This is a genomic window from Herbiconiux sp. 11R-BC, assembly GCF_049472555.1.
GTDB lineage: Bacteria > Actinomycetota > Actinomycetes > Actinomycetales > Microbacteriaceae > Herbiconiux.
Map to the genome: position 1 here is coordinate 110,874 of NZ_JBCEBO010000001.1, position 22,921 is coordinate 133,794.

18 protein-coding genes are annotated in these 22,921 nt (G+C 69.8%); 9 read left to right on the forward strand and 9 right to left on the reverse strand.

What is annotated here, in order from left to right; all coding sequences use genetic code 11:
- Positions 1 to 29: 29 nt before the first annotated feature.
- Positions 30 to 1,106: an alpha/beta hydrolase gene (locus VD659_RS00540; RefSeq protein ID WP_423259152.1), complete on the reverse strand. Its 1,077-nt coding sequence runs from the start codon at positions 1,104 to 1,106 to the stop codon at positions 30 to 32.
- A gap of 11 nt (positions 1,107 to 1,117) precedes the next feature.
- Here VD659_RS00540 and VD659_RS00545 point away from each other — a divergent pair, with 11 nt between their 5' ends.
- Genes VD659_RS00545 through VD659_RS00555 form a run of 3 tightly spaced genes read left to right on the forward strand, consistent with a single transcriptional unit; the run spans position 1,118 to position 5,332 of the window.
- Positions 1,118 to 3,130, forward strand: a complete 2,013-nt coding sequence (locus VD659_RS00545; RefSeq protein ID WP_423259153.1) for an alpha-ketoacid dehydrogenase subunit alpha/beta — start codon at positions 1,118 to 1,120, stop codon at positions 3,128 to 3,130.
- Positions 3,127 to 3,771: a TetR/AcrR family transcriptional regulator gene (locus tag VD659_RS00550; protein WP_423259154.1), complete on the forward strand. Its 645-nt coding sequence runs from the start codon at positions 3,127 to 3,129 to the stop codon at positions 3,769 to 3,771. Before VD659_RS00545 ends, VD659_RS00550 begins: the two co-directional genes overlap by 4 nt.
- On the forward strand, positions 3,764 to 5,332 hold the full coding sequence (locus tag VD659_RS00555; RefSeq protein WP_423259155.1) for an AMP-binding protein: 1,569 nt from the start codon (positions 3,764 to 3,766) through the stop codon (positions 5,330 to 5,332). The genes VD659_RS00550 and VD659_RS00555 overlap by 8 nt, the downstream gene beginning before the upstream one ends.
- Before the next feature lie 61 nt (positions 5,333 to 5,393).
- Here the strand turns inward: VD659_RS00555 and VD659_RS00560 are convergent, their stop codons facing one another.
- From VD659_RS00560 to VD659_RS00575, 4 genes are all read right to left on the reverse strand, one after another.
- Positions 5,394 to 6,491, reverse strand: coding sequence for a zinc-dependent alcohol dehydrogenase (locus VD659_RS00560; RefSeq protein ID WP_423259156.1), 1,098 nt, complete (start codon positions 6,489 to 6,491; stop codon positions 5,394 to 5,396).
- A gap of 36 nt (positions 6,492 to 6,527) precedes the next feature.
- A complete protein-coding gene (locus tag VD659_RS00565; RefSeq protein WP_137836709.1) occupies positions 6,528 to 7,508 on the reverse strand; it encodes a zinc-binding dehydrogenase in 981 nt (326 codons plus the stop codon).
- Positions 7,509 to 7,572: 64 nt separating this feature from the next.
- On the reverse strand, positions 7,573 to 8,457 hold the full coding sequence (locus VD659_RS00570; protein ID WP_423259157.1) for an NAD(P)-dependent oxidoreductase: 885 nt from the start codon (positions 8,455 to 8,457) through the stop codon (positions 7,573 to 7,575).
- Position 8,458: 1 nt separating this feature from the next.
- The gene (locus tag VD659_RS00575) at positions 8,459 to 9,844 is read right to left on the reverse strand and encodes a M24 family metallopeptidase (protein ID WP_423259158.1); all 1,386 of its coding nucleotides are present in this window, start codon (positions 9,842 to 9,844) and stop codon (positions 8,459 to 8,461) included.
- A 345-nt stretch (positions 9,845 to 10,189) separates the two neighbouring features.
- Between VD659_RS00575 and VD659_RS00580 the strand changes: the two genes are divergently transcribed.
- The gene (locus tag VD659_RS00580; RefSeq protein WP_423259159.1) at positions 10,190 to 10,882 is read left to right on the forward strand and encodes a helix-turn-helix domain-containing protein; all 693 of its coding nucleotides are present in this window, start codon (positions 10,190 to 10,192) and stop codon (positions 10,880 to 10,882) included.
- Positions 10,883 to 10,904: 22 nt separating this feature from the next.
- Here the strand turns inward: VD659_RS00580 and VD659_RS00585 are convergent, their stop codons facing one another.
- Genes VD659_RS00585 through VD659_RS00595 form a run of 3 tightly spaced genes read right to left on the reverse strand, consistent with a single transcriptional unit; the run spans position 10,905 to position 16,067 of the window.
- On the reverse strand, positions 10,905 to 12,386 hold the full coding sequence (locus VD659_RS00585) for an NAD-dependent succinate-semialdehyde dehydrogenase (RefSeq protein ID WP_423259160.1): 1,482 nt from the start codon (positions 12,384 to 12,386) through the stop codon (positions 10,905 to 10,907).
- 58 nt (positions 12,387 to 12,444) lie between these two features.
- The gene (locus VD659_RS00590) at positions 12,445 to 13,872 is read right to left on the reverse strand and encodes a dihydrolipoamide acetyltransferase family protein (RefSeq protein WP_423259161.1); all 1,428 of its coding nucleotides are present in this window, start codon (positions 13,870 to 13,872) and stop codon (positions 12,445 to 12,447) included.
- A 2-nt stretch (positions 13,873 to 13,874) separates the two neighbouring features.
- Complete coding sequence (locus tag VD659_RS00595) at positions 13,875 to 16,067, reverse strand: alpha-ketoacid dehydrogenase subunit alpha/beta (RefSeq protein ID WP_423259162.1); 2,193 nt, start codon at positions 16,065 to 16,067, stop codon at positions 13,875 to 13,877.
- 176 nt (positions 16,068 to 16,243) lie between these two features.
- Between VD659_RS00595 and VD659_RS00600 the strand changes: the two genes are divergently transcribed.
- The 4 genes from VD659_RS00600 to VD659_RS00615 are packed head-to-tail and all read left to right on the forward strand — an operon-like array spanning position 16,244 to position 18,986.
- Positions 16,244 to 16,774 carry a VOC family protein gene (locus VD659_RS00600; RefSeq protein WP_423259163.1) on the forward strand — a complete coding sequence of 177 codons (531 nt, stop codon included), beginning with the start codon at positions 16,244 to 16,246 and terminating at the stop codon, positions 16,772 to 16,774.
- A 9-nt stretch (positions 16,775 to 16,783) separates the two neighbouring features.
- Complete coding sequence (locus VD659_RS00605) at positions 16,784 to 17,227, forward strand: nuclear transport factor 2 family protein (protein ID WP_423259164.1); 444 nt, start codon at positions 16,784 to 16,786, stop codon at positions 17,225 to 17,227.
- Entirely contained in the window at positions 17,224 to 18,273 is a 1,050-nt protein-coding gene (locus VD659_RS00610; RefSeq protein ID WP_423259165.1) for a ketopantoate reductase family protein, read from the forward strand. The genes VD659_RS00605 and VD659_RS00610 overlap by 4 nt, the downstream gene beginning before the upstream one ends.
- Positions 18,274 to 18,311: 38 nt before the next feature.
- The gene (locus tag VD659_RS00615; protein ID WP_137836717.1) at positions 18,312 to 18,986 is read left to right on the forward strand and encodes a GntR family transcriptional regulator; all 675 of its coding nucleotides are present in this window, start codon (positions 18,312 to 18,314) and stop codon (positions 18,984 to 18,986) included.
- Positions 18,987 to 18,996: 10 nt separating this feature from the next.
- Here the strand turns inward: VD659_RS00615 and VD659_RS00620 are convergent, their stop codons facing one another.
- Positions 18,997 to 19,485: a GNAT family N-acetyltransferase gene (locus VD659_RS00620; protein ID WP_423259166.1), complete on the reverse strand. Its 489-nt coding sequence runs from the start codon at positions 19,483 to 19,485 to the stop codon at positions 18,997 to 18,999.
- Between the two features lie 184 nt (positions 19,486 to 19,669).
- On the opposite strand from VD659_RS00620, the gene VD659_RS00625 reads away from it, so the two are divergent.
- Positions 19,670 to 22,891, forward strand: coding sequence for a glycosyl hydrolase (locus VD659_RS00625; RefSeq protein ID WP_423259167.1), 3,222 nt, complete (start codon positions 19,670 to 19,672; stop codon positions 22,889 to 22,891).
- Positions 22,892 to 22,921 lie beyond the last annotated feature (30 nt).

Genomic DNA, 22,921 nt, shown 5'->3' on the forward strand with positions numbered 1-22,921 from the left:
GATCGGGCGGGGCCGTGCTCGGGCCGGACTCAGCCCGAGACGGGCTGACCGAGCGGCTTCAGCCGCTCGACGAACCACTCGGTCGCGGCGGAGGCGGCGCGCTCGAGCAGCGAACGGTTGCTGTAGAGCGCGAGGTGGTCGCTCTTGTCGATCACCACGAGCCGCTTCTTCGAGGTCGGGATGGCGTTGTAGGCGGCGATCGCCTCGTCCCACAGCGTGATGTCGTCGTTCTCGGCCACGATCATCAGCGTGGGCGTGTCGACGATGCGGTGCAGGAAGGGCCGGATGTCGTAGCCCATCAGCAGGTCGACCGACTCGAGCGTCGCGTCGAAGTCGTAGTTGGGCGCCTCGTTCTGCTGGAAGGTGTGGAACACCTCGTAGCCCTCCGGAAAGGGCCAGGCCGAGATCTCGTTGCCGGTGTCGAGGGTGAAGTGCGGAACCATGGTGTCTCCCCCACCGGCGAACCGTGTGCGGCGCGCCTCGAGGATGGCCTTCTCGAGACGGCGGAAGTTGACGGTGCCGTTGGCGAGCCGCATGTTGAGGTAGCCCTCGACGACCGGGATCTGCGACACCGCGCAGCGGATGCGCGAGTCGATGGCCGACAGGATCAGCGAGTGGCCGCCACTGTACGACAGGCCCCACACGCCGATGCGGGAGTCGTCGACCTCGTCGAGCGTCTCGGCGAAGTCGATCGCGTGCCGGTAGTCGGCGATCTGCATCCAGGGGTCGATGTGCTGGCGGCGCGCGCCATCCGAGTCGCCGAAATTGCGGTAGTCGAAGAGGATGGCGGCGATGCCGTTCTGGGCGAACATCTCGGCGTAGGTGGGCTGCACGATCTCTTTGACGTAGCACCACCCGCCGGCCATGACGACGGTGGGGAACGGCCCTTCGCCCTCGTCGGGTGTGAACAGCCACCCGCGGATGGTGTCACCCTCGCTCTGGAACTCGATGTCACGCCGCACTGATGATCTCCTTTGATCGGACTTGCTGCACTGAAACCGACCGGCGGGCCGGTCGGCGCATGACTCATTATGCAGGTATGGCGGGAATATCGCTATGCTGAAGCGAAACAGGACCGGCCCGCTGGCCGGTTCTTTCTTCCGCAAAGGGGCGGCTATTGACCATCGGCATCGATCCAGACCCGTTCGCCCTGCCCGCGCTCGAGGCGCCCGACGCCGCCGTGATGGAGCAGCTCTACGCGAAGGTGTGCGAGGTGCGCACCTTCGAACTGCTCACCAGCGACCTCTACCGCGATGGCGACATCCCGGGCTTCGTGCACGTCTCGCTCGGCCAGGAGGGGGCGGCGGTCGGTGCCTGCCATCCGCTGCGGGTCAGCGACATGATCACCTCGAACCATCGCGGCCACGGCCACTGCCTCGCCAAGGGCATGCCGCCCGAGGCGATGTTCGCCGAGCTGTTCGGCCGCGCCACCGGCGCCGTCGAGGGCCGCGGCGGATCGATGCACATCGCCGACCCCACCATCGGCATCCTGGGCGCGAACGGCATCGTCGGCGCCGGCCTGCCGATCGCGGTCGGGGCGGCGCACGCCGCCCGCACGCGCGGCGACGACGTCGTGATCGCCTTCTTCGGCGACGGGGCGGTGGCCCAGGGCGTCTTCCACGAGGCCGTCAACCTGGCCGCGCTCTGGGCGCTGCCGGTCGTCTTCTTCTGCGAGAACAACGGCTACGCCGAGTTCACCGCGGCCGCCGACGGACACCCGGCCACGCTGCGCGAGCGCGCCGGCGGCTACGGCGTGCCCTACCTCGACGTCGACGGCGCGGATGTCTGGGCCGTGGCCGACCGGATGGCCCGCGTGGTCGAGGGGGTCCGCCACGCCGGCGGCCCGGTGATCGTCGAGGCGATGACCGACCGCTGGCACGGCCACTACGAGGGCGATCAGCAGCAGTACCGCGACACCGACGACGTGCGCCGCGCCCGCTCGACCGACCCCGTCACCGTCGCCGAAGACCGCTTGCGCGCCCTCGGCGTCTCCGGCGACCGCATCGCCGCCATCCGCGACAGGGCGACCGCCACCATCACGGCGGCCGCCGAGCGCGCCAAGACGGCGCCCCAGCCGCTGGCCGAAGACGCCGGGCGCTACGTCGTCGTCGACCGGCCCGCCGTCGTCGAGGCGCCGCTGGACCCGGATGCCGCCCCCGTGAAGTACATCGAGGGCATCCGCGCCGGGCTCTCCGACGCTCTCGACGACGACCCGCTCAGCTTCCTCGCCGGCATCGACGTCGCGGCCGGCGGCGGGGTGTTCGCCGTGAGCCGGGGACTGCACGCGCGGCATCCCGACCGGGTGCTCGACACCCCGATCTCGGAGGCCGCCGTTCTCGGGCTCGGCGTCGGCGGCGCGATGGCGGGGCTGCATCCGGTGGTCGAGATCATGTATCTCGACTTCATCGGCGTCGCCTTCGACCAACTGCTCAACCAGGCTGCGAAACTGCACTTCATGACGGCAGGACGGGCCTCGATGTCGATGACGGTGCGCACGCAGTTCGGTGCCGGCCGCTCGGCCGGGAGCCAGCACTCGCAGAGCCTCGAGGCGCTGCTCGCCCACATCCCGGGTCTCACCGTGGTGATGCCGTCGACAGCCGCCGACGCCTACGGGTTGTTGCGCTCGGCGATCGACGACCCCAACCCGGTCGTCTACATCGAGAACCGCACCCTCTACGGCCGCCGCTCGCCCGGCGCGCCGCGGGGCCACCGCGTGCCGATCGGGCGCGCCCGGGTGATGCGCGAGGGCACGGACGTCACCGTGGTCAGCTACTCGCGCATGGCCCTCGAGTGCCTCGCCGTGGCCGAGCGGCTGGCCGAGGAGGGCATCAGCGTCGAGGTCGTGGACCTCCGCACGGTGTCTCCCTGGGATCGCGAGACCGTGCTCGCCTCGGTGAAGAAGACCTCGCGGCTCGTCGTGGCGCACGAGGCGGTGACCGACTTCGGCGTCGGCGCCGAGATCGTGTCGACCGTGGTGAGCGAGGCGTTCTGGGCGCTCGACGGACCGCCTCAGCGTGTCGGCGCCGGCTACTCCCCCGCACCCTACGCCCCTCCGCTCGAGGCCGCGTGGCTGCCCCAGCGCGCCGACATCGAGCGCGCCGTCCGCCGAACGATGGAGCCGTTCTCATGACCGATTCCGAATCCGCTGCGCGCCAGGCCCCGCTCACCGCTTCGGGCGAGATCCGCCGGGCCGAGATCCTCGAGGCGGCGGCGGCGCTCTTCGACGAGCTCGGCTTCCACCGCACCACCACGGCGGCCATCGCCGACCGGGTGGGCACCGCGAAGGCCACCGTCTACCACTACTTCAAAGCGAAGCACGACATCCTCTACGCCATCCACGACGAGTGGATCGACGAGCTTCTCTCGCTGTTCGAGGCGACCACCGCAGACACCGACGACCCTGTGAAGGTCGTGCACGCCGTGATGCACGACATCGTCGCGCTGATCGACCAGAAGCCCGGTCACGTGCGGGTGTTCTTCGAGTACTTCCGGGAGTTGCCCGCCGAGTTGCAGAAGTCGGCGAAGGTCAAGCGCGACCGCTACGAGGACCTGGTCGAGTCGGCGATCCTGCAGGGCATGAAGGACGGGTCGATCGCCTGGCAGGACCCGCGCACGGCGTCGTTCGCGCTCTTCGGCATGTGCAACTGGGCCTACCAGTGGTACCGCCCCGGAGGAAAGCTGACGCACGAGGAGGTCTCCGGACAGCTCTTCACCATCTTCATGTCCGGCGTCGGCTCCCGCGGCTTCGCCGAGCGGGGCCCCGATGCGTGAGCGCACCCGCGCGGCCGGCACCGCCTACGCCTCGCTCGAGCCCTGGCAGCGCTCGATCGGCGAGGTCTTCGCCGAGACCGCGGCTACCCTGCCCGAGACGGTCTACGTGATCGACGGTGACGCCCGCATCGACCGGCGCACCCTGGCGAGCGCCGCGGCGATCGTACGCAAAGCCCTCCTCGCCGCGGGCGCGCGTTCCGGCGACGTGGTGAGCATGCAGCTCTCGAACACCTGGCGCACCATCGCCGCGATGCACGGCGCCTGGGCGATGGGCGCGGTGGTGAACCCCATCACGACGATCTACCGGGGCAGCGAGCTCGAGGCCATCTTCGGCAGCGCCGCACCGGCGGCGGTCGTCGTGGCCTCGAGTGCGCGCGGCGTCGACTTCGTCGCCCAGGCCCGGAGCGCCGTCGCCGCCACCGGGCTCGACGCCGCCGTTCTCGACATCGATGCGATCCTCCCCGCCCCGCCGGCAACCCGTCCGGCGGAGCCGGCGATCACCGCCGCCGAGCCCACGGATGTCGCCCTGCTGATGTTCACCTCGGGCACCACGGGCACCCCGAAGGGCGTGCTGCACTCGCACCGCACGCTGCTCTACGAAGCCGCGTCGATCGGCGAGGTCTTCGGCCTCGACGGCGAAGCGGTCTTCATGCCGTCGCCGCTCGCCCACGTGACGGGCCTGCTCTACGGCGTTCTGACGCCGCTGCTCACGCACGGCAGCGTCTCCCTGCTCGACCGCTGGGATCCCGATGTCGCCGCCGGCCTGATCGAGCGCGACGGCTGCGCCTTCACCGTGGCGGCGACGCCGTTCCTTCGCGGTCTCGCCGACAGCTACGCGCGCCGGGGCACCCCGTCGTCGCTGCGCTCCTTCGTCTGCGGCGGCGCCGACATCCCGCCCTCGCTCGTCGCCGAGGCCGAACGCGCGATGGGCCTGCGGGTCTCGCGCACCTACGGTTCGACCGAGATGCCGACGCTGTGCATCGTGCGCCCCGACGACACCGGGCCGGACCGGCTCACCTCGGAGGGTCACCTCATCGGTGAGGCCGGCGCCCGCCTGGCCGACGACGGCGAGCTCGAAGTGCGCGGCCCCGAGCTGTTCGTGGGCTACCTCGACCCTCGCGACGACGAGCCGGCCTTCACCGACGACGGATGGTTCCGCACCGGCGACCTGGCGAGCATCACACCCGACGGCCTCATCACGATCACGGGGCGCCGCAAGGACCTCATCGTGCGCGGCGGCGAGAACATCAGCGCGAAGGAGGTCGAGGATCTGCTGCTGACGCACCCGGCCATCTCCGACGTGGCCATGATCGGCGTGCCCGATCCGCTGATGGGCGAGCGGGCGTGCGCGGTCGTGGTGCTGGAGCCCGGAGCCGAACTCCGCCTGGCCGACCTGACCGCCCACCTCGACCGCCGGTCGATCGCGCGACAGAAGTACCCCGAGCTGCTCTGGAAGGTCGACGCCTTCCCCCGCACGGTCTCGGGAAAGGTGCAGAAGTTCGTCCTGCGCGAGCAGGCCGCCGCGGCGGCCGCTGCAGGCGCCCTCGAGTCCCGGGGCTGAGGCCGCCCGGCGGTGCCGGGTCGGAGTCAGGGGCCGGCTTCAGAAGGTCGGCGCGCGAGCGTCAGCGGGAGGGGTCGACCAGGATCTTGCCGTCGACCTGGCCCGCGACGAGGCGGTCGAGCTGGGCGCCGAGTTCGGCGAGGCCCACGACCTGCTCCACGAGTTCCTCGCCCAGCACGCCCTCGGCCAGGATGTCGAGAGCCGCGCCCAGGTCGGTGTCGCAGACGTGGGCGAGGCTCGAGTCGAGCGTGACCTCGCGGAACACGAGTGAGTGCACGTCGATCGCCGGCGGCACCTTCGGCAGCCCCACCGCGAGCACCCGCCCGCCGTCGCGCACCAAGGAGAGGGCGTTGGCCAGCTGACCCGGGGCTCCGCTCGCCTCGATGACGACATCGGGCTTGGCCCCGCCGAACGACTCGAGCACGAGTTCGGCGAGCTCGTCGCCCGGGCTCACGACGGCCGAAGCGCCGAGCCGCAGGGCGCGCTCCTGCTTCGGCCCGGGGAACTCGACCACCGTCACCCGCACGTCGACCAGATGCTTGAGCCCGGCCAGAACGAACGAGGCGATCGCCCCACCGCCGATGACGAGCACTCCGTCTCCGTCGACCGCGCCCGAGCGGCGGGCCGCATGGATGCCGACCGCCAGCGGCTGCGCGAGCCCCGCCGCGTCGATCGACAGCCCGTCCGGCACCCGGGTGAGGTTCTTGACCGGCGACGAGACGTACTCGGCCATGCCGCCGTCGAGGCTGAGACCGAGCGTGTAGTAGTGGTCGCACATGTTGGTGCGCCCCTCGCGGCAGCGGTCGCACTCGCCGCACCACACCCCGGCTCCGGATGCCACGACGTCGCCGAGCCCGAAGGCCGACCCCTCGGGCACCGCCACGATCTCCCCCACGAACTCGTGCCCGGGGATCATCGGGCCGAGGTGATGGGTGACCCGGTGCTCCTTGGCGATGGGGAAGATCTTCGGTCCGGCGACCCACTCGGAGGCGTCGGTGCCGCACATGCCCGAACGCAGCACGCGGATCACCGCCTCGCCGGGCTTCGCCGTCGGCGTCGGCACCGTTTCGACGCGGATGTCCTTCGCGCCGTGGAAGACGGCGGCCGACATCGTGGCCGGCACGGCCGTCGTGGGGGGCGTCGCATCCTGAACAGTCATGGCGTCTCTCTCTTCGGGGTGGAGCGGGCGTCGGCGTCAGCCGAGCAGCGGCGCGTCGAACTCGATGTGCGCCTTGATCGTGGTCTGCGGGTGGTGAGCGGAATCGAGCGCCGCCAGGGCCTGCTCCGCGGGGAAGACGTGGGTGATCAGCGGGCTGAGGTCGATCTTCGTGTTGGCGAGGAAACGCAGCGTCGCGGGCCACAGACCCTCCGAGCCGATGACGCCGGTGATGGCGAGCTCCTTCGACTGGATGAGCCCGAGCTTCGCGGGAGCCGAGCGGCCGACATCGATGCCGACGTAGCAGACCCGACCCCGGTGGCCCGCGTACTCGAGGGCGAGCGCCATGACCTCCGGCCGTCCGCTGCACTCGATCACCACGTCGGCCCCGCGACCGTCGGTGAGCGAGGCGAGGAGGTCGGCCGCGTCATCCGGGTGCACCGTGTGTGCCGCGCCGAGCTTCGTGGCGGCGGCACGGCGGTCCTCGGAGGGCTCGACCACGACGGTCACCGCGCCGAGCGCCGCGGCGCCGGCCGTGACCGCGAGGCCGATCGGGCCGGCGCCGAGCACGACGAGCGTGTCGCTCGCGTTGGCGTTGCCGACCTTCATGAGCGCCGAGTAGGCGACGCTGAACGGCTCGACCAGCGCAGCATCGGCGAACGACAGACCGGCGGGCACCTTGTGCAGCCAGGCCGGCTTGGTGACGAAGTAGTCGGCGCCGGCGCCCGAGATCGAGAAACCGAAGTGGTCCTCGCCGATCACGCACTCCCCCACGACGGTGTCGCCGACGGTGAAGCCCGAGACCTTCGAACCGACCGCCGCCACCTGGCCCGACCACTCATGGCCGGGGATGATCGGGTAGCGGAAGGGGATGATGTAGCGCCCCTCGAGCAGGTCGATGTCGCTGTGGCACACGCCCACGCGACGCGCGGCGACGAGCACCTCGTCGTCGGCGATCTGCGGGACGGGCAACTCGAGCACCTCGGGCTCGTCCTGGCTGGTGAACTGCAGAGCCTTCATGGGAGTCAACTTCCTCGTCGTCGTCCGGCGCCCGGCCGGAACGGCGCGGGCGGGTTCAGGTTTTCTAGTAGGTGGAGCGTGAGCGGGTGACCTCGGCGATCGAGGCCCAGTCCGATTGCGCGAGGCCCTCGGCCAGGGCTGCGCCGAACACTTCGCGCAGCACACCGGCGGTGGGGAGCGCCGCGCCCGACTCGGCGGCCGCGTCGATCGCAAGCCGCAGGTCTTTGAATCCCAGCTCGGTGGTGAAGCCGGCGGGCAGGTAACGCCGCTCCGAGATCTCGGCGCCGTAGCCCGAGTAGACCGGGCCCGGAAAGAGGCTGTCCGACGCGAGCTCGACGAAGCGGCCGGTGTCGATCCCGCGGGACTCGAGGATGGCCACCGATTCCGACATCGCCTGCAGCGCGTGGATGATCAGGTAGTTCATGCCGATCTTCACGACGTTGGCATCGCTCGGCGTCGACCCGAAGTCCCAGATGCGGCGACCCAGCTGTTCGAAGTAGGGCGTGGCCCGGTCGACGGATGCCGCTTCCCCCGCCACCAGGATCGACAACGCTCCGGCTGCCGCCACCGTCGAGCGCCCGAGAACGGGCGCTGCCACGTAGCCCACGCCGGCGTCGGCATGCGCCTGTGCGAGGCTCGTGCCGGCATCCGCGCTCACGGTCGCCATGTTCACGTGCAGCGTGCCGTGGGGTGCCGCGTCGAGCACCTCACGCGTGAAGACGTCCGCCACCGCCTGCTCGGCCGCGAGCATCGAGAACACGAGCCTCGTCTCGAGCACGTCGGAGAGGCTCTTCGCGGGGATCGCACCCTTCTGCACCAGCCGCGTGACGGCATCCGGCGAGCGGTTCCACACCACCACGCGATGGCCGGCGTCGACGAGCACGCCGGCCATGGCCTCGCCCATCGTGCCGAGGCCGACGAACCCGATCGTGGCCTGTTCCGCCGCCATCTCAGGCGCCCGGCTCTCCGCGACCCGCAGCGGTGTTGAGGTTCGACTGCGAGTCGCGCAGGGTCGAGAGCGGCCCCTCCACGGTGTAGTAGCGCTGGCCGGCCACCATGAGCTCTTCGGCGGGGAACTTCGTGATCACCTGACATCCGGTGGCCGTCACGACCACCTCCTCCTCGATGCGCGCGGCGCCGATGCCGTCGGCCGAGGGCCAGTAGGTCTCGAGGGCGAACACCATGCCCTCCTCGATCACCTCGGGGTTCTCGAGCGAGACCAGGCGCGAGAAGATCGGCTTCTCCCAGATCGACAGGCCGACGCCGTGCCCGTACTGCAGGGCGAACGCGGCCTCCTCGTCGGGGAACCCGAACTCCTGGGCTGTCGGCCAGACGGCGACGATGTCGGCCGTCGTGGCGCCGGGGCGCACCAGGGCGATCGCGCGGTCCATGTACTCCCGGGCCCGGATGTAGGCGTCGTTCTGCGCCCGGCTCGCCGAGCCCACCGCGAAAGTGCGGTAGTAGCAGGTGCGGTAGCCGTTGAAGCTGTGCAGGATGTCGAAGAACGCCGGGTCGCCCGGGCGGATCAGCCGGTCGGAGAAGACGTGCGGATGCGGTGAGCAGCGCTCACCCGAGATGGCGTTGACGCCCTCGACGTATTCCGAGCCGAGATCGTAGAGCTTCTTCGACACCAGGCCGACGCACTCGTTCTCGCGCACCCCGGGCTTCAGGAACTCGTAGAGGTCCTCGTAGGCGGCGTCGACCATCGATGCGGCGGTCGTGAGCAGCGTGATCTCGTCGCCCGTCTTGATGCGGCGGGCCTCGAGGAACACCTGCTGCCCGTCGACCACGGTGATGCCCGCGCGCTGGAGGGCGAACAGGATGGGGAGCTCGATCACGTCGACGCCGAGGGGTTCGTGGGCCACCCCGAACTTCTCGAGCTCGCGCTTGATCTTGGCGGCGACCTTGTCGGCGATCTCCGACTGCGGGCTGAACGCCCCGCGCAGGGTGGAGATCCCGGCCCGCGACCCCGGCTCGAGGCGCGGCCGGACGGCGCCGTGGTGGGGGGCGTGGGGGTCGGCATCCGCTTCTGCCGTGGTGGTGTCGAGCCAGGGGTTGAACAGTGAGTGGTGCTTGGCCGCCGAGCCGAAGTCCCACATGATCGGATCGGTCTTGCGGGTGAGCAGGCTGAAGCGGATGAGCTTGTCCATGGCCCAGGTGCCGATGTGGGTCGAGGTCATGTAGCGGATGTTGGCGAAATCGAAGGCCAGGACGGCCCCGAGTTCGCTCCGCTCGAGCTGCACCTTCAGCCGCGCGAGGCGCTCGCTGCGCAGCCGATCGAAATCGACTCTCTGCTCCCAGTCGACCGACATGGTTCCTCGGGTTGCTGTACTCATGGGAGCCCTTTCACTGAACATCACCGTTCAGGTCGCTTGCCTCGCCGGCATCCGTTCACCAACGCTTACAAAGCAGGGGTCTGATATCCCCGCATTGAGGCGTGTTCATCTCAACATGTGCAGTCACACTTGTCAAGATGTTCATTCTTACACCAAAGACGAGCCTCGGGACCGATGGTCCGAAGTGGCCGAATCAGCCGGGATAGGCGGATCCTGGGACAGCGTGCCATACACTATCGCCACGGTCGTTCACACGGACCCGCCGTAAACCTCAACTGCACAATCACGCTTGTACAGTGCTACCGGACAGGGAGTCGAGCCATCGAAGACGACATCGGACCCAGATTGCGGACGGCGCGCGTGGCGAAAGGTCTGAGCCTACGCACGGTGGCCGCGGCCATCGGCGTGTCGGCGAGCCTGATCTCGCAGGTCGAGACCGGCAAGACGCGTCCGTCGGTCTCGACGCTCTACGCCCTCGTCAACTTCCTCGGCATCTCCTTCGACGATCTCGTCGGAGACGCCGGGCCGGGCGGCGCCGTGCCACCCCGGGCGGCGCCCCGCTTCGCGAGCGCGTCGGACGGGCCGCAGGCGGCGACCCGCACCACCGTGCAGCACGGCGCCGACAACCCGGTTCTGGAGATGCAGAACGGTGTGCGCTGGGAGCGGCTCGCCACCGGCACGGGCGGCCCGGTCGATCCGCTGCTGGTGACCTACGAGCCCGGGGCCTCGAGCTCGATCGAGGGCAAGATGATGCGGCATACCGGCACGGAGTACGCCTACCTGCTCTCGGGCGAGCTGACGGTGCACGTCGACTTCGACACCTTCGTCATCCAGGCCGGCGACTCCCTCAACTTCGATTCGGTGCGCCCGCACATGTACGTCAACAACGGCTCGGTGCCGGCCAGGGGCCTGTGGTTCGTCGTCGGGCGGCGCGACGTGAGCGAGAACCTGCCGACCTCGGGGGTTCCGAAGCCGGGGCCCGCCGATCAGCTCAACTCGGCCGTCGACATCCTGCAGGCGATGGACAAGCTGTCCTGACCTGGCACGCGGCGGCCCGGCGTCACCACGACACCGCGATGTACTTGCTCTCCAGGTAGTCGAGCACTCCCTCGTGGCCGCCCTCGCGGCCGAGCCCCGACTGCTTGACGCCGCCGAACGGCGCGGCCGGGTCGGAGACCACCGCCCGGTTGAGGCCGACCATGCCGGACTCCAGGGCCTCGGAGACCCGCAGGCCCTCGGCCAGGTCTGCGGAGTAGACGTACGACACAAGACCGTACTCCGTCGCGTTCGCCAAGCGGATGGCCTCGGCGACGTCGTCGAACACCACGACAGGCGCCACCGGACCGAAGATCTCCTCCTGCAGGATCGCCGACCCCGGGGCGACGTCGATCAGCACCGTCGGCTCGTAGAACGAGCCGGCTCCGGCGACCGCGTGACCGCCGACCAGCACCCGCGCCCCCTCCCCCACGGCGCCGTCGACGAGCGAGGCGACCTTCGCCCGGGTCTCGTCGTTGACCAGCGGGCCGATGTTCGTGTGCGCATCCAGCCCCGGCCCGACCACCAGGGCGCGCATGGCGTCGGCGAGGCGCTTCGAGAACTCCTCGGCGATCGACCGGTGCACGAAGAAGCGGTTGGCCGCGGTGCAGGCCTCCCCGCCGTTGCGCAGTTTCGCCACCATGGCGCCGGCCACGGCCGCGTCGAGGTCGGCGCTCGCGAGCACGAGGAACGGGGCGTTGCCGCCGAGCTCCATGGAGGCGTTCACCACCGTCTTCGCCGAGAGCTCCAGCAGCACCCGGCCGACCTCGGTCGACCCGGTGAACGAGATCTTGCGCACCCGCTCGTCCGCGAGCAGCGCCCTCGAGAGCGCTCCCGAACGTTTCGACGGGATGACGTTGACGACACCGGCGGGCACTCCGGCCTCCTCCAGCAGGGCGACCAGCGCGAGGGCCGTCAGAGGAGTCTCCGAGGCGGGCTTCAGCACCATGGTGCACCCCGCGGCGAGCGCGGGCCCGATCTTGCGGGTCGCCATCGCCGCCGGAAAGTTCCAGGGCGTGATGAGCAGGGCGACGCCGACGGGTTGATGCAGCACGAGGATGCGGTTGGCGCCCGAGGGCGCGGTCTCGAGGGTGCCCTGGATGCGCACGGCCTCCTCCGAGTACCAGCGGAAGAACTCCGCGGCGTAGGCCACCTCGGAGCGCGAATCGGCGAGCGCCTTGCCGTTCTCCATCGTGATCAGGCGGGCGAGGTCCTCCTGTCGCTCGATCATCAGCTCGAAGGCCCGGCGCAGGATCTCGGCCTTCTGCCGCGGAGCCACCGCTGCCCAGGCGGCCGCGGCTCCGGATGCCGCGTCGACAGCGGCCAACGCGTCGTCGACGGAGGCCGACGAGACCTGGGCGAGTTCTTCGCCGGTCGCCGGGTCGAGCACGGCGAACGCGCTGCCGTCGGAGGCCGATCGCGACCGGCCCCCGATCCACAGTCCGGTGGGCACGCTCAGCGCGAGCGAGTCGACGGCGCCGGCGCCGGCGAGGGAAGAAGTGGTCATGCGAAGTGCTCCTGGGGGTGAGGGCGGTGTGGAACGGCGCGGGTGACGTCCGCGGTCGTCAGATCAGCACGCTGAGGGGATTCTCGATCCGCGTGGTGAAGGCGGCGAGCCACTGCGCGGCGAGGGCTCCGTCGACCGCACGGTGATCGACGGACAGGGTGCAGCGCACCACGGTGGCGACCGCGAGCTCGCCGTCCTCGTCGACCACGGCCCGCTTCGTGGCGGCGCCGACCGCGAGGATGCCCGATTGCGGCGGGTTCAGGATGGCCGAGAACTCGAGCGTGCCGTACATGCCGAGGTTGGTCACCGAGAAGCTCCCGCCCTCCAGCTCGTCCTGACGGAGCTTGCGGTCGCGCGCCTTGGCCACCAGCTCGGCGATGCCCGTGCTCACGGCCGTGAGACTCTTCGACCCGGCATCGCGCAGCACCGGGGTGAGCAGTCCGCCGTCGGTCGCGACCGCGATCGCGATGTCCACCCGGCGATGCCGCCGCATGGCGGTGTCGGTCCAGGTGACGTTGGCCTCGGGCACGTCGGCGAAGGCGGCCGCGACGGCCTTGACGACCAGGTCGTTCACCGAGACGCGCACCGGCGAGGTCTCGTTGATGCGCGCCCGCAGGGCCAGCAGCTCGTCGACCACGCACTCGGTCGTGAGGTAGAAGTGCGGAACGGTCGACTTGCTCTCGGTCAGGCGCCGGGCGATGGCCTTGCGCATGCCGGTGTGCGGGATCTCGTCCCAGTCGTCGGCCCCAACGGACGGACCCGTGGCCCGTGGGGCGGCGGAGGGGGATGCCGCTGGCGGCGCCGCCTCCGCAGCCGGCCTCGGTGCGGGCTCGGCCGGACGTGACGCGACGAGCTCGACGTCGCGCCGGCTGATCCGGCCGCCGGGGCCGGTGCCGATGACGGCGGCGATGTCGATGTTCCGATCCCGCGCGATCCGCCGGGCGATCGGGCTGGCGAAGAGCCGCCCCCCACTCGACGGCGGGCGGGATCCGCTCCTGCCCGGAGAGGCGGCGGTCACCGCACCGGCGGCCGCCTCTGCGGCACCGGCGACACTCGAGGCCTCGACGACCGGGGTCGCCGACTCGGGGTCGCGAGCGACGACAGCGGTGTTCGAGGACGTCGTCGTCGGCGCCGGGCTCGCGTCGGAGTCGATGCCGGCACCGGGGCCCGGTTCCGGGTCGGGGCCGACGCCGGAGTCCGGGCCGGGAGCTCCCGCCAGCACGGCATCGATCTCGGCGTCGCCCTCGCCGTCGGCGCGCAGAACCGCGATCGGGTCGCCGACCTCGGTCGAGTCGCCGGGGCCGACCAGGGTGCGGCCGAGCACCCCCGCGGTCTCCGCCGCGTATTCGACGGTCGCCTTCTCGGTCTCGATCTCGGCGATCGGGTCGCCGACCGCGATCGTGTCGCCGACGGCGACGAGCCAGCCGGCCAGCACGGCCTCCTGGGAACCCGCGAGCACACCGGGCATGCGGATGATAGTCGCCATGCTCAGTTCCCCTCGCCGAAGGCGGCCCGCAGCGTCTCGAGCGCCGTGACCACTTCTTCGGTCTTCGCGATGGCCGCGCGCTCGAGCACCTTCGAGATGCTCGGCGAGGCCTCGCCTCCGGTCACGCGCTGCACGGGCTGGTCGAGGTAGTCGAAGAACCGGCGCTGGATCTCGTCGGAGAGCCACCCGCCGTAGGAGGTGCCCAGAGCGCCCTGCTCCACGATGAGCACGCAGTTCGTCTTCTTCACGCTCGTCCCGATGGTGTCCCAGTCGATCGAGGCCCGGTCCAGGAAGCGCAGGTCGATCAGCTCGGCGTCGACGCCGGTGGCCTCGATCGCCTCGGCGGAGTGACCCACCATCGAGAGGTAGCTGAGAACGGTCACCTCGTTGCCGGTTCGGCGCACCGCGGCCGTGCCGAAGGGGATCTGGTAATCGAGGTCGTCGTCGGGCATCAATCCCGTCGAGGCGTAGAGATCGACGTGCTCGATCACGAGAACGGGGTCGTCGATCGCGAGGGCCGCGTTCATCAGCCCGACGTAGTCGAACGGTGTGGAGGCGGCGACGATGCGCCATCCGGGTGCGGTGGAGAAGATGCCCGCCGGGTCCATCAGATGCTGCGATCCGTAGCCGGAGCCCATCGCGACCTTCGTGCGCAGCACGAGCGGCACCGGATTCTCGCCGCCGAACATGTGCCGCGCCTTGCCGATCTGGTTGAACACCTGGTCGGCGGCGACCCAGAGGAAGTCGGGGTACATGAACTCGACCACCGGGCGGAAACGACCGTCGAGCGCCATGCCCCCGCCGAGGCCCGCGAAGGCGTTCTCGCTGATCGGGGTGCCGAGCACGCGATCGGGATACTTCTCGGACAGCCCCTTGGTGGCGCCGTTCGTGCCGCCCTTCAGACGGTGGACGTCTTCGCCGAGCACTATCACACGATCGTCGGAGCCCATCCGCCGGTCCATCACCGCGGCGACCGCGTCGATGAACTTGCGCGGCGACATCGGGCCGGTGAAGTCGGCCTCCTCGGCCGTGCGCGCCTCGGCGATCTCGGAGAGATCTCCGCGCACCCCGACGTCGCTGAAACCCGGATCGGGCCACAGCTCGGGCCGGATGCGCCGGGTGCCCGGCTTGCCGTCGGGGTCGGCGTTGAGCAGTTCGGCGACCGCCGACGCCATGGCGTGCTGAGCCTGCCGGCGCACCGCGGCGATGCCGTCGTCGTCGATCAGGCCGAGCGCCTTCATCTCCCGCCCGACCCGGGTGACCGGATCACGATCGCGCCAGGCCGCCTCCTCGTCCTTGCTGCGGTAGCCGAAGGCACTGCCCGGGTAGGCACCGTTCTGGTGGAAGAAGCGATAGACCTCGGCCTCGATGACCGTGGGGCCCTCGCCCGCGCGCATCCGCTCTACGGCCTTCTGCATCGCGAGATGCACGGCCAGCGGATCCATTCCGTCCACCCGCCAGGCCGGGATGTTGAACCCCAGGGCGCGGGCCGACAGCCGCGGCTCGGCGGTGACCTCCTCCACCCGGGTCGACACCGCGTAGAGGTTGTTCTCGATGAAGAAGCAGAACGGGAGCTTCCAGGCCGCGGCGAGGTTCAGGGTCTCGAGCACCGAGCCGATGTTGGTGGCGCCGTCGCCGAAGTAGCTGACCGTGAGGTCGGTGGTGCCGGCGTGCCGTTGCGCCCACGCGTTCCCCGCTCCGAGCGGAACCCCGCCGCCGACGATCGCGTTGGTGCCGAGCGCGCCGGCTTCGAACCACTGCAGGTGCATCGAGCCGCCGCGACCGCGGCAGTAGCCCTGGGCGAGGCCAAGGATCTCGGCGAGCGTGCGCTGCAGCACCGTCTGCACCTCGGGCGTCACGAGCGCTCCGAGCCGAAGCCCGTCCGGAGCCACGTGGGTGAGCGCCTTGGCGAGGAACTGGTGGTGGCCGCGGTGCGATCCGTTCACCCCGTCGCTCGAACGCAGGCCGACGATCGAGCCGACCGCGCCGCCCTCCTGACCGATGCTCGAGTGCGCGGGTCCGTGCACGAGGCCCTCGCCCGCCAGCTCGAGCACGGTCTCCTCGAACGCCCGGATCAGGTGGAGCTGACCGAGCATGGTGGCCAGCAGGCCGGGGTCTGCGGCCTTCCAGTCGGACGCCGTCGTGGTCAGTTCGACCCAACTCGATCCCGGCTGCAATCGCTTCTCGCGGGGCATCCACTTCTCCTTTGACAGTGTGAGCTGCGGCGTTCGCGACGAGGGCGCGCGGCAACCGGCTATTGAGCACAGTAATTGCCGAATGGATCCATTGCAAGCATTTTTTCCTTTTGAACGTAGACATATTCCCGCAATCGCGTCATATTGGATACATCAACGACGATCGGAGTCATGCCATGACGAATGGGATCCCCGGGCTGCGCGGCACCGACCACATCGGTTTCACCGTGCCGGACCTCGACGAGGCGCACGCCTTCTTCGTCGACGTGATCGGCTGCGACTACGTGTACTCCCTCGGCCCGATGGCTCATGACGACGACTGGATGGCGGTGCATCTCAACGTCGATCGCGCGAGCGTCGTGCGCGAGCTGCGCTTCTACCGCTGCCGCTTCGGCCCCAACTTCGAGATCTTCGAGTACCTGCCGCAGGACGGGCAGCGCGAGCAGCCACGCAACAGCGACATCGGCGGCCATCACCTCGCGTTCTACGTCGACGACCTGGACGCCGCGATCGCCTACCTGACGAGCCGCGGCATCCGGGTTCTCGGCGAGCCGACCCGCTCGTCGCGGGCCTCGGAGGGTCAGCGCTGGGTGTACTTCCTGAGCCCCTGGGGCATGCAGCTCGAGCTGGTGAGCTACCCCGGCGGCAAGGCCTACGAGAAGGACGCCGAGGTGCTGCTCTGGCATCCGGCCCGCCCCGGAGAATGAGGAGACCCCGTGACCCACGACCACGCGACCCGCGACACGCCGGCCCACGACAGCGCCGTGCGTGACAGCGCCGCGCAGGACGCCGCCGCCGTCACCGCCCTCGAGAACCTGAGGTTCGAGGCGATGCTGGCCGGAGACGCCGACGCCCTCGCGCCTCTGCTGCACGACCGGCTGGGCTACGGCCACTCCAGCGCCGCCCGCGAGACCAGGTCGAGCCTGCTCGAGAAGCTGCGCGCCGGCGTGCTCGACTACTCGCGCATCGACCACCCGATCGCCGACATCCTGCTGAGCGGCGACACCGCCGTGGTGGTGGGCACCATGACGGCGAGCGTGCGCATCGCCGGCAACCCCGTCGAGCTGAACGGCAGCACCATCTCGGTCTGGGTGCGGCAGGGTGAGAGCTGGCGACTGCTGGCCTTCCAGCCGACCCCGATCCCGGCGGCCGCCTCATGACCGGCGCCGAGGATGCGGGCTCGCGAGGCGGCCCCCGGATCGCGGTTCTGGGCACCGGCGCCAACGGAGCGGCGATCGGCGCCGATCTCACCCGGGCCGGCCTGGACGTGACCTTCATCGAGCAGTGGCCGGCGCACGTCGAGGCGATGCGCCGCAGCGGGGTCACCGTCCACACGCCGGAGGGAACCGTCGTCACCCCCGTCAGGGTGCTGCACCTCTGCGAGGTGGCCGAGCTGCGCGAGCCGTTCGATCTCGTGTTCGTCGTGGTCAAGGCCTACGACACGCGTTGGGCGTGCGAGCTGATCAAGCCGCTCCTCAAGCCCACCGGCCTCGCGATCGGGTTGCAGAACGGGATGACCCTCGACGACATGGCCGAGGTGCTGGGCGCGGAGCGCACCCTCGGCGCGGTGATCGAGGTGGCCGCGAACATGTTCGAGCCGGGTGTGGTGAACCAGCAGGCCCCGGCCTGGTTCGCGATCGGCAGCTTCCATCCGTCGACCGAGGGCCGCGAGCCGGAGGTGGCCGAGGTGCTCGGGCACGCGGGCACGGTGGAGATCTCGGCCGACATCCGCTCGTCGAAGTGGATGAAGCTCGTCGTCAACGCCGCCGAGCTGGTGCCCTCAGCCATCCTCGACCTCCCCCTCGCCGAGGCCGAGAAGGTGCCGGGCATGCGCGCGTTCATGGTCGAGACCGGCAAGGAGGCGGTGCGCACGGCGGTCGCGCTCGGCAACCGCACCATCCCGATCTTCGGCATGCGGGCCGACGCGGAGGTCTCGCCCGACCGTTTCGCCGAAGAGCTGCTCGAGATCGTGCTCGACCGCTACACGCTCCCAGACACGATGACCACCGTGCTGCAGGACTGGCGCAAGCACCGGCGCTCGGAGGTCGACGAACTCAACGGCCTGGTCGCCGCCGCACAGGACCGTCTGGGCGGAACGGCACCGAACAACCAGCTCGTGACCGCACTCGCGCGGCGCATCGAGAGCGGCGCACTCACCGCCGGGCCCGCGAACATCGCGCTGTTGGTGGCGGGCTCAGCGGGCTGATGGGAGTACCGTCGGCTGAGACCAGATCGGGGAGGACGATGCCCAGCGCGAGCACACCGAAGGATGCCGTGGCGAGCCACCGCATCGCCGCGACCCTGCGCGAGTCGATCCTGCACGGCGATCTCGCGCCCGGACAGCGCATCCGCCAGGAGATCGTGGCGGAGGAGTACGGCACGAGCCGCATCCCGGTGCGCGAGGCGCTGCGGGTGCTCCAGGCCGACGGGCTGGTCACGCTCGTCTCCAACTCGGGCGCGTGGGTGGCGAGCCTCAGCCAGCAGGAGTGCTCGGAGGTCTACCAGGTGCGCGAGCGGCTCGAGCCGCTGCTGTTGCGCATGAGCCTGCCGGGCATGACCGACGAGATCGTGGCCGAGCTCGACTCCCTGGCCACGTCGATGGAACTCAACAACGACGTGGAGACGTTCATCCGTCTCGACCGCCAATTCCACCTGCTGAGCTACAGCACCGCGGATTCGACCCTGGTCTCGGGCATGATCGCGAAGCTCTGGAACACCACTCAGCACTACCGGCGGGCCTTCAGCCGGCTGGTGGGCATCGGCGGCTCGGCGGTGACGCACATGGAGCACCACCTGCTCGTCGACGCGATCCGGCGGCGCGACGGCGACGACGCCGAACGCCTGCTGCTGAGCCACATCCGGCGCACCCGGCTCGAGCTGGCGCGGCATCCGGAGATCTTCGCGCCGCCGGCCGCCTGAGAACCGCAGGCTACGCGGAGATCGGGGACAGAGGCCGCGCGTAGGCGACCATCGGCGGCCCGCCGAGTGGGTGCGGTGCGGGTTCTCCCTGCGGGGTGAACCCGAGCGAGGAGTAGAGCTTCTCCGCCCTGCTGTTGCCGGCTCGAACCTGCAGTTCGAGGGTGGAGCAGCCCAGTCGGGCCGCCGCGTCGATGGCGTCGACGACGAGGGCGCGCCCCACACCGCGCCCGGCGTCGCTCGGAGCGACGGCGAGCAGCTCGAGCATCGCGATGCGTTCCCCGGAGCGGATGCCGGCGCCCTCGGTGAGGGCGAACGCCGTCGGGTCGTCGCGAGCGCCCGCCACCGCCACCGCGAACCGCACGAGGGGCCGATCGAACTTCGCGTGGGCTCGCGTGGCGACCTCGGGCCCTTGGTCCTGCTCGTCGCGCGCGCGGAGTGCCTCGAGCCAGACGGCGACGCAGGCGTCGCGCTCGTCGGATGCCCCGGCCCGGATGATCACGGTTCGACGATACCGCGCCGGGACGTCGGGGCAACCACTCGGCTCTCGCGGCTTCGCCGCCCCTTGACACACTCGCTGGGGAACTGTTTAATCCAGACTACGGATAAAGAGTCGAGGAGGACTCATGCACCAGGCCAACCATCGCTTCCCCACAACTCTCGCGTGTGTCAGGTCACGAGCGAGCATGGTCCTCGCCGCGCTCATCGCGGCGGCACTTCTGACGCTGGCCGGGGCGACCGCGGTGTCCGCGGGCGTCGACCAATCGAACACCCTCACCTCGTGGTCGCAGTTCGCCACGGGTGGCACGGACGTCACCGTCACCGCCGATGCGAGCATCCATCACTCTGGTTCCACGGCCGCGAAGATCGTGAGCACCACCCCGCAAGCAAACAACGCCTACGGCGGCATCGTTCAATCGATCCCCGTGCAGCCTTCGACTGCGTATGTCTTCGCCGTCTGGGTCAGGGGTGCCGCCGTGGCCTCATCCTCGACGGCTCAGGTCGTGCTCAGCCCCGACTGGGCGACCCGACGCTCGTTCCCGTCGGGCACGTACGATTGGACCCAAGTGACGTGGACCTACACCACCACCTCCTCGCAGTCGACGCTCGACTACCGCTTCCTCCTGCAGAACGTAGGCACCGTCTGGCTCGACGATCTCAGCATCACCGCGCCCGGGTCCACGACGAACTTGCTGTCGAACCCCGGCTTCGAGGCCTTCAGCACGTCACCGCCACCATCCACGCCCACTCTGGGAATCACTACGCCATCGCTCGTGTTCACGGCGCCCAGCCGGTCGATCGCGTTGACCAGCAATCGTTCGGCGATCGCCTGGACCGCCACGGATGCCTCTGGGGCAGCCGCGGGATCGGGCACTCTGGCGGTCAGCGGCGGAACAGCGACGTTGAATCTGTCGTCCTTCGCCGAGGGGTACTACGGCCTGCAGCTCACGACCAACGGCTCGACGCCTCTGACCCGCACGACCTCCTTCGCCGTGCTGCCCCCACAGGACGACAGCGCCCAGGGCTCCGACAGCCGCTTCGGCCTGTCATACTCCGCCGCATTCCTCACTGCAGACCAGATGAGCACGATCGACCAGCTCGGACCGGCCTACGTGCGCTTCGACGTCTCCTGGGCCCGCGTGGAACCGACGCAGGGGCAGTACACGATGCCGCAGTTCTTCCGGGACAAGTTCGACGCGATCGTCGCCGCGGGCATGCGACCGCTGATCATCCTCGACTATCGCAATCCGTTCTACGACGGCGGACACACCCCCAGTACCCCGGCCGGTATCGCCGGCTTCGCGAACTATGGGCGCTACGTGGCCGGCCAGTTCGGAACCGCGGCCGACTACGAGGTGTACAACGAGTTCGACAGCACCGGCTTCAATGACGGAGCCTGCGGCCTCACGGCCGACTGCTACCTCGAGATCCTGAAAGCGGTGTCCGAAGCGGTGCACGACCAGGTTCCTGGCGCGAAAGTGGCCGGACCGGCTTTGGCCGGCATCGACCTCGACTGGCTGAAGCGGTTCTTCGAGATCGGCGGCCTGCAGTACCTCGACGCTGTGAGCGTGCACAAGTACGCACGCAATCTCGCCCCAGAAGGAGTGACGGCGCCGTTGCTCACTCAGCTCCAGGCGCTGATCAAGCAGTACTCCGATGGCCAGGACGCACCGATCTGGCTCACCGAAACGGGATACAACACATCGAGCGCGGGCGTCACCGAGCAACAGCAGGCCGACTATCTCGCGCGCGACATGGTGCTCAATCTGCAGACCGGTCTCGATCGTGAGTTCTGGTACGGCTTCGTGGACGCATGCGTCAGTTCCAGCGACAAGGAGTGCCGGTACGGGATGCTCCGCAACATGAACGAAGGACTGACGGTGGCCGCACCCAAACCCGTGTTTGTCACCTACGCCACCCTCACCCGCCAGCTGGCGCACTTCGCGCCGAGGGGGATGGAGACACTCGCTGAGGGCGCCTATTCGGGTGTGTTCGAGAACCCGGCGGGCGTCACGAAGCGCGTGCTGTGGTCGACCACTCCCGTGACCGTCGACATCGCCGCCGACGGTCCGGTGACGATCACCGATCAGTGGGGCGCGACGACGACGGTCACTCCGGTGGGCGGGGTGCTCCCTCTCACGCTCGGCGAGAAGGCAGTCTATCTCGCCGGCCCGGTCACGGCAGTCACGAGTCCTGGGGTCGACCCCGGTGGAGAGACGCCCGGAACACCGATTCCGACGTCTTGTGTCACGAGCGGCGACGAATATACGGCGGCGTTCCCCGCAGCGGCCCCGGCCGGCGAAACGATCGACGTGGCCGTCTCCGTCGACTGCTCGGGCATCGAGCACGCCGTCCCGACGACTGTCAGGTTCGCGACGCCCGACGGATCGCGCAGCATCCTCGTGCCATCCGTCTCGGGCACCGTCACGACCGCGACCCTTCAGATAGCGGCAGCGGCCGCAGCGGGCCCGCAAAGCGTGGTGGTGCAGGCGCAGGCGGGCGGCAGCACCGTCGCCGAGTTCTCGCACACCGTGTCTGTCGTCGACAACAAGGTGAGCCTGGCGATCGTACCCAAGGACGACATCGCCGGTCTGGGTGCCGATGTGGTGGTGACAAATCGGAGCACGAACACCACGCTGACGGCCACAGCGGTGAGCGCGGAGCTCGGCACAGCCGCGCTCGACACGACCGTGCCGACCACCGTGCCACCGGGCCAAGCCCTCTCGTTCCCCATCGACGTGGCGGGCCTGCCGGAGTGGAGCGATCTCGACGAGTCGGTCACGGTCGTCTTCGCCGACGGCATCACCCGCTCGATCACCGGCACGACGGCTCTCGCCCCCGCCTTCGCCGAGGGCACGCCCGATGCCCCGTCCGCGGACCTGCGTGAGGACGGCCGCGCGCTCAGCCTTGCTGGCGACGGGAATGCCACGCCCGAAGACCTGTCGGGGAGCATGTGGGTGGCCGACCAGGGAATCTCTGTAGTCGTCCACGCGGTGGTCACCGACGACGTACAGACCCCGAGCGCCACGGCCGCCGACATCTGGACGAAGGACTCCGTGCAATTCGCATTCGCGGCGCCCGGAGCCACCGCGGCGCAGCGCTTCGAGATCGGTGCCGGTTTGCTCACGAGCGGCAATACGGTGGTCTACGGTTTCGCGGGCGTCACCGGCACGATCGGAACGGCGTCCGCCACGATCACCCGCGACGACACGGCGCACACGACCACCTACGCGGTGACGCTTCCGAAATCGGTGATCGGCCTCCCCGAAGCGGCGAGCGTCGTCGACTACTCGTTCATCGTCAACGACAGCGATGGCACGGGGCGCACCGGCTACCTGGAATGGGGATCAGGGATCGGCGCCACGAAGGACCCGTCGATGTACCGCCCAGTGATCCTGGCCGGGTGACGTCGCCCAGCTCGAGTTCCTCGGCTGAGG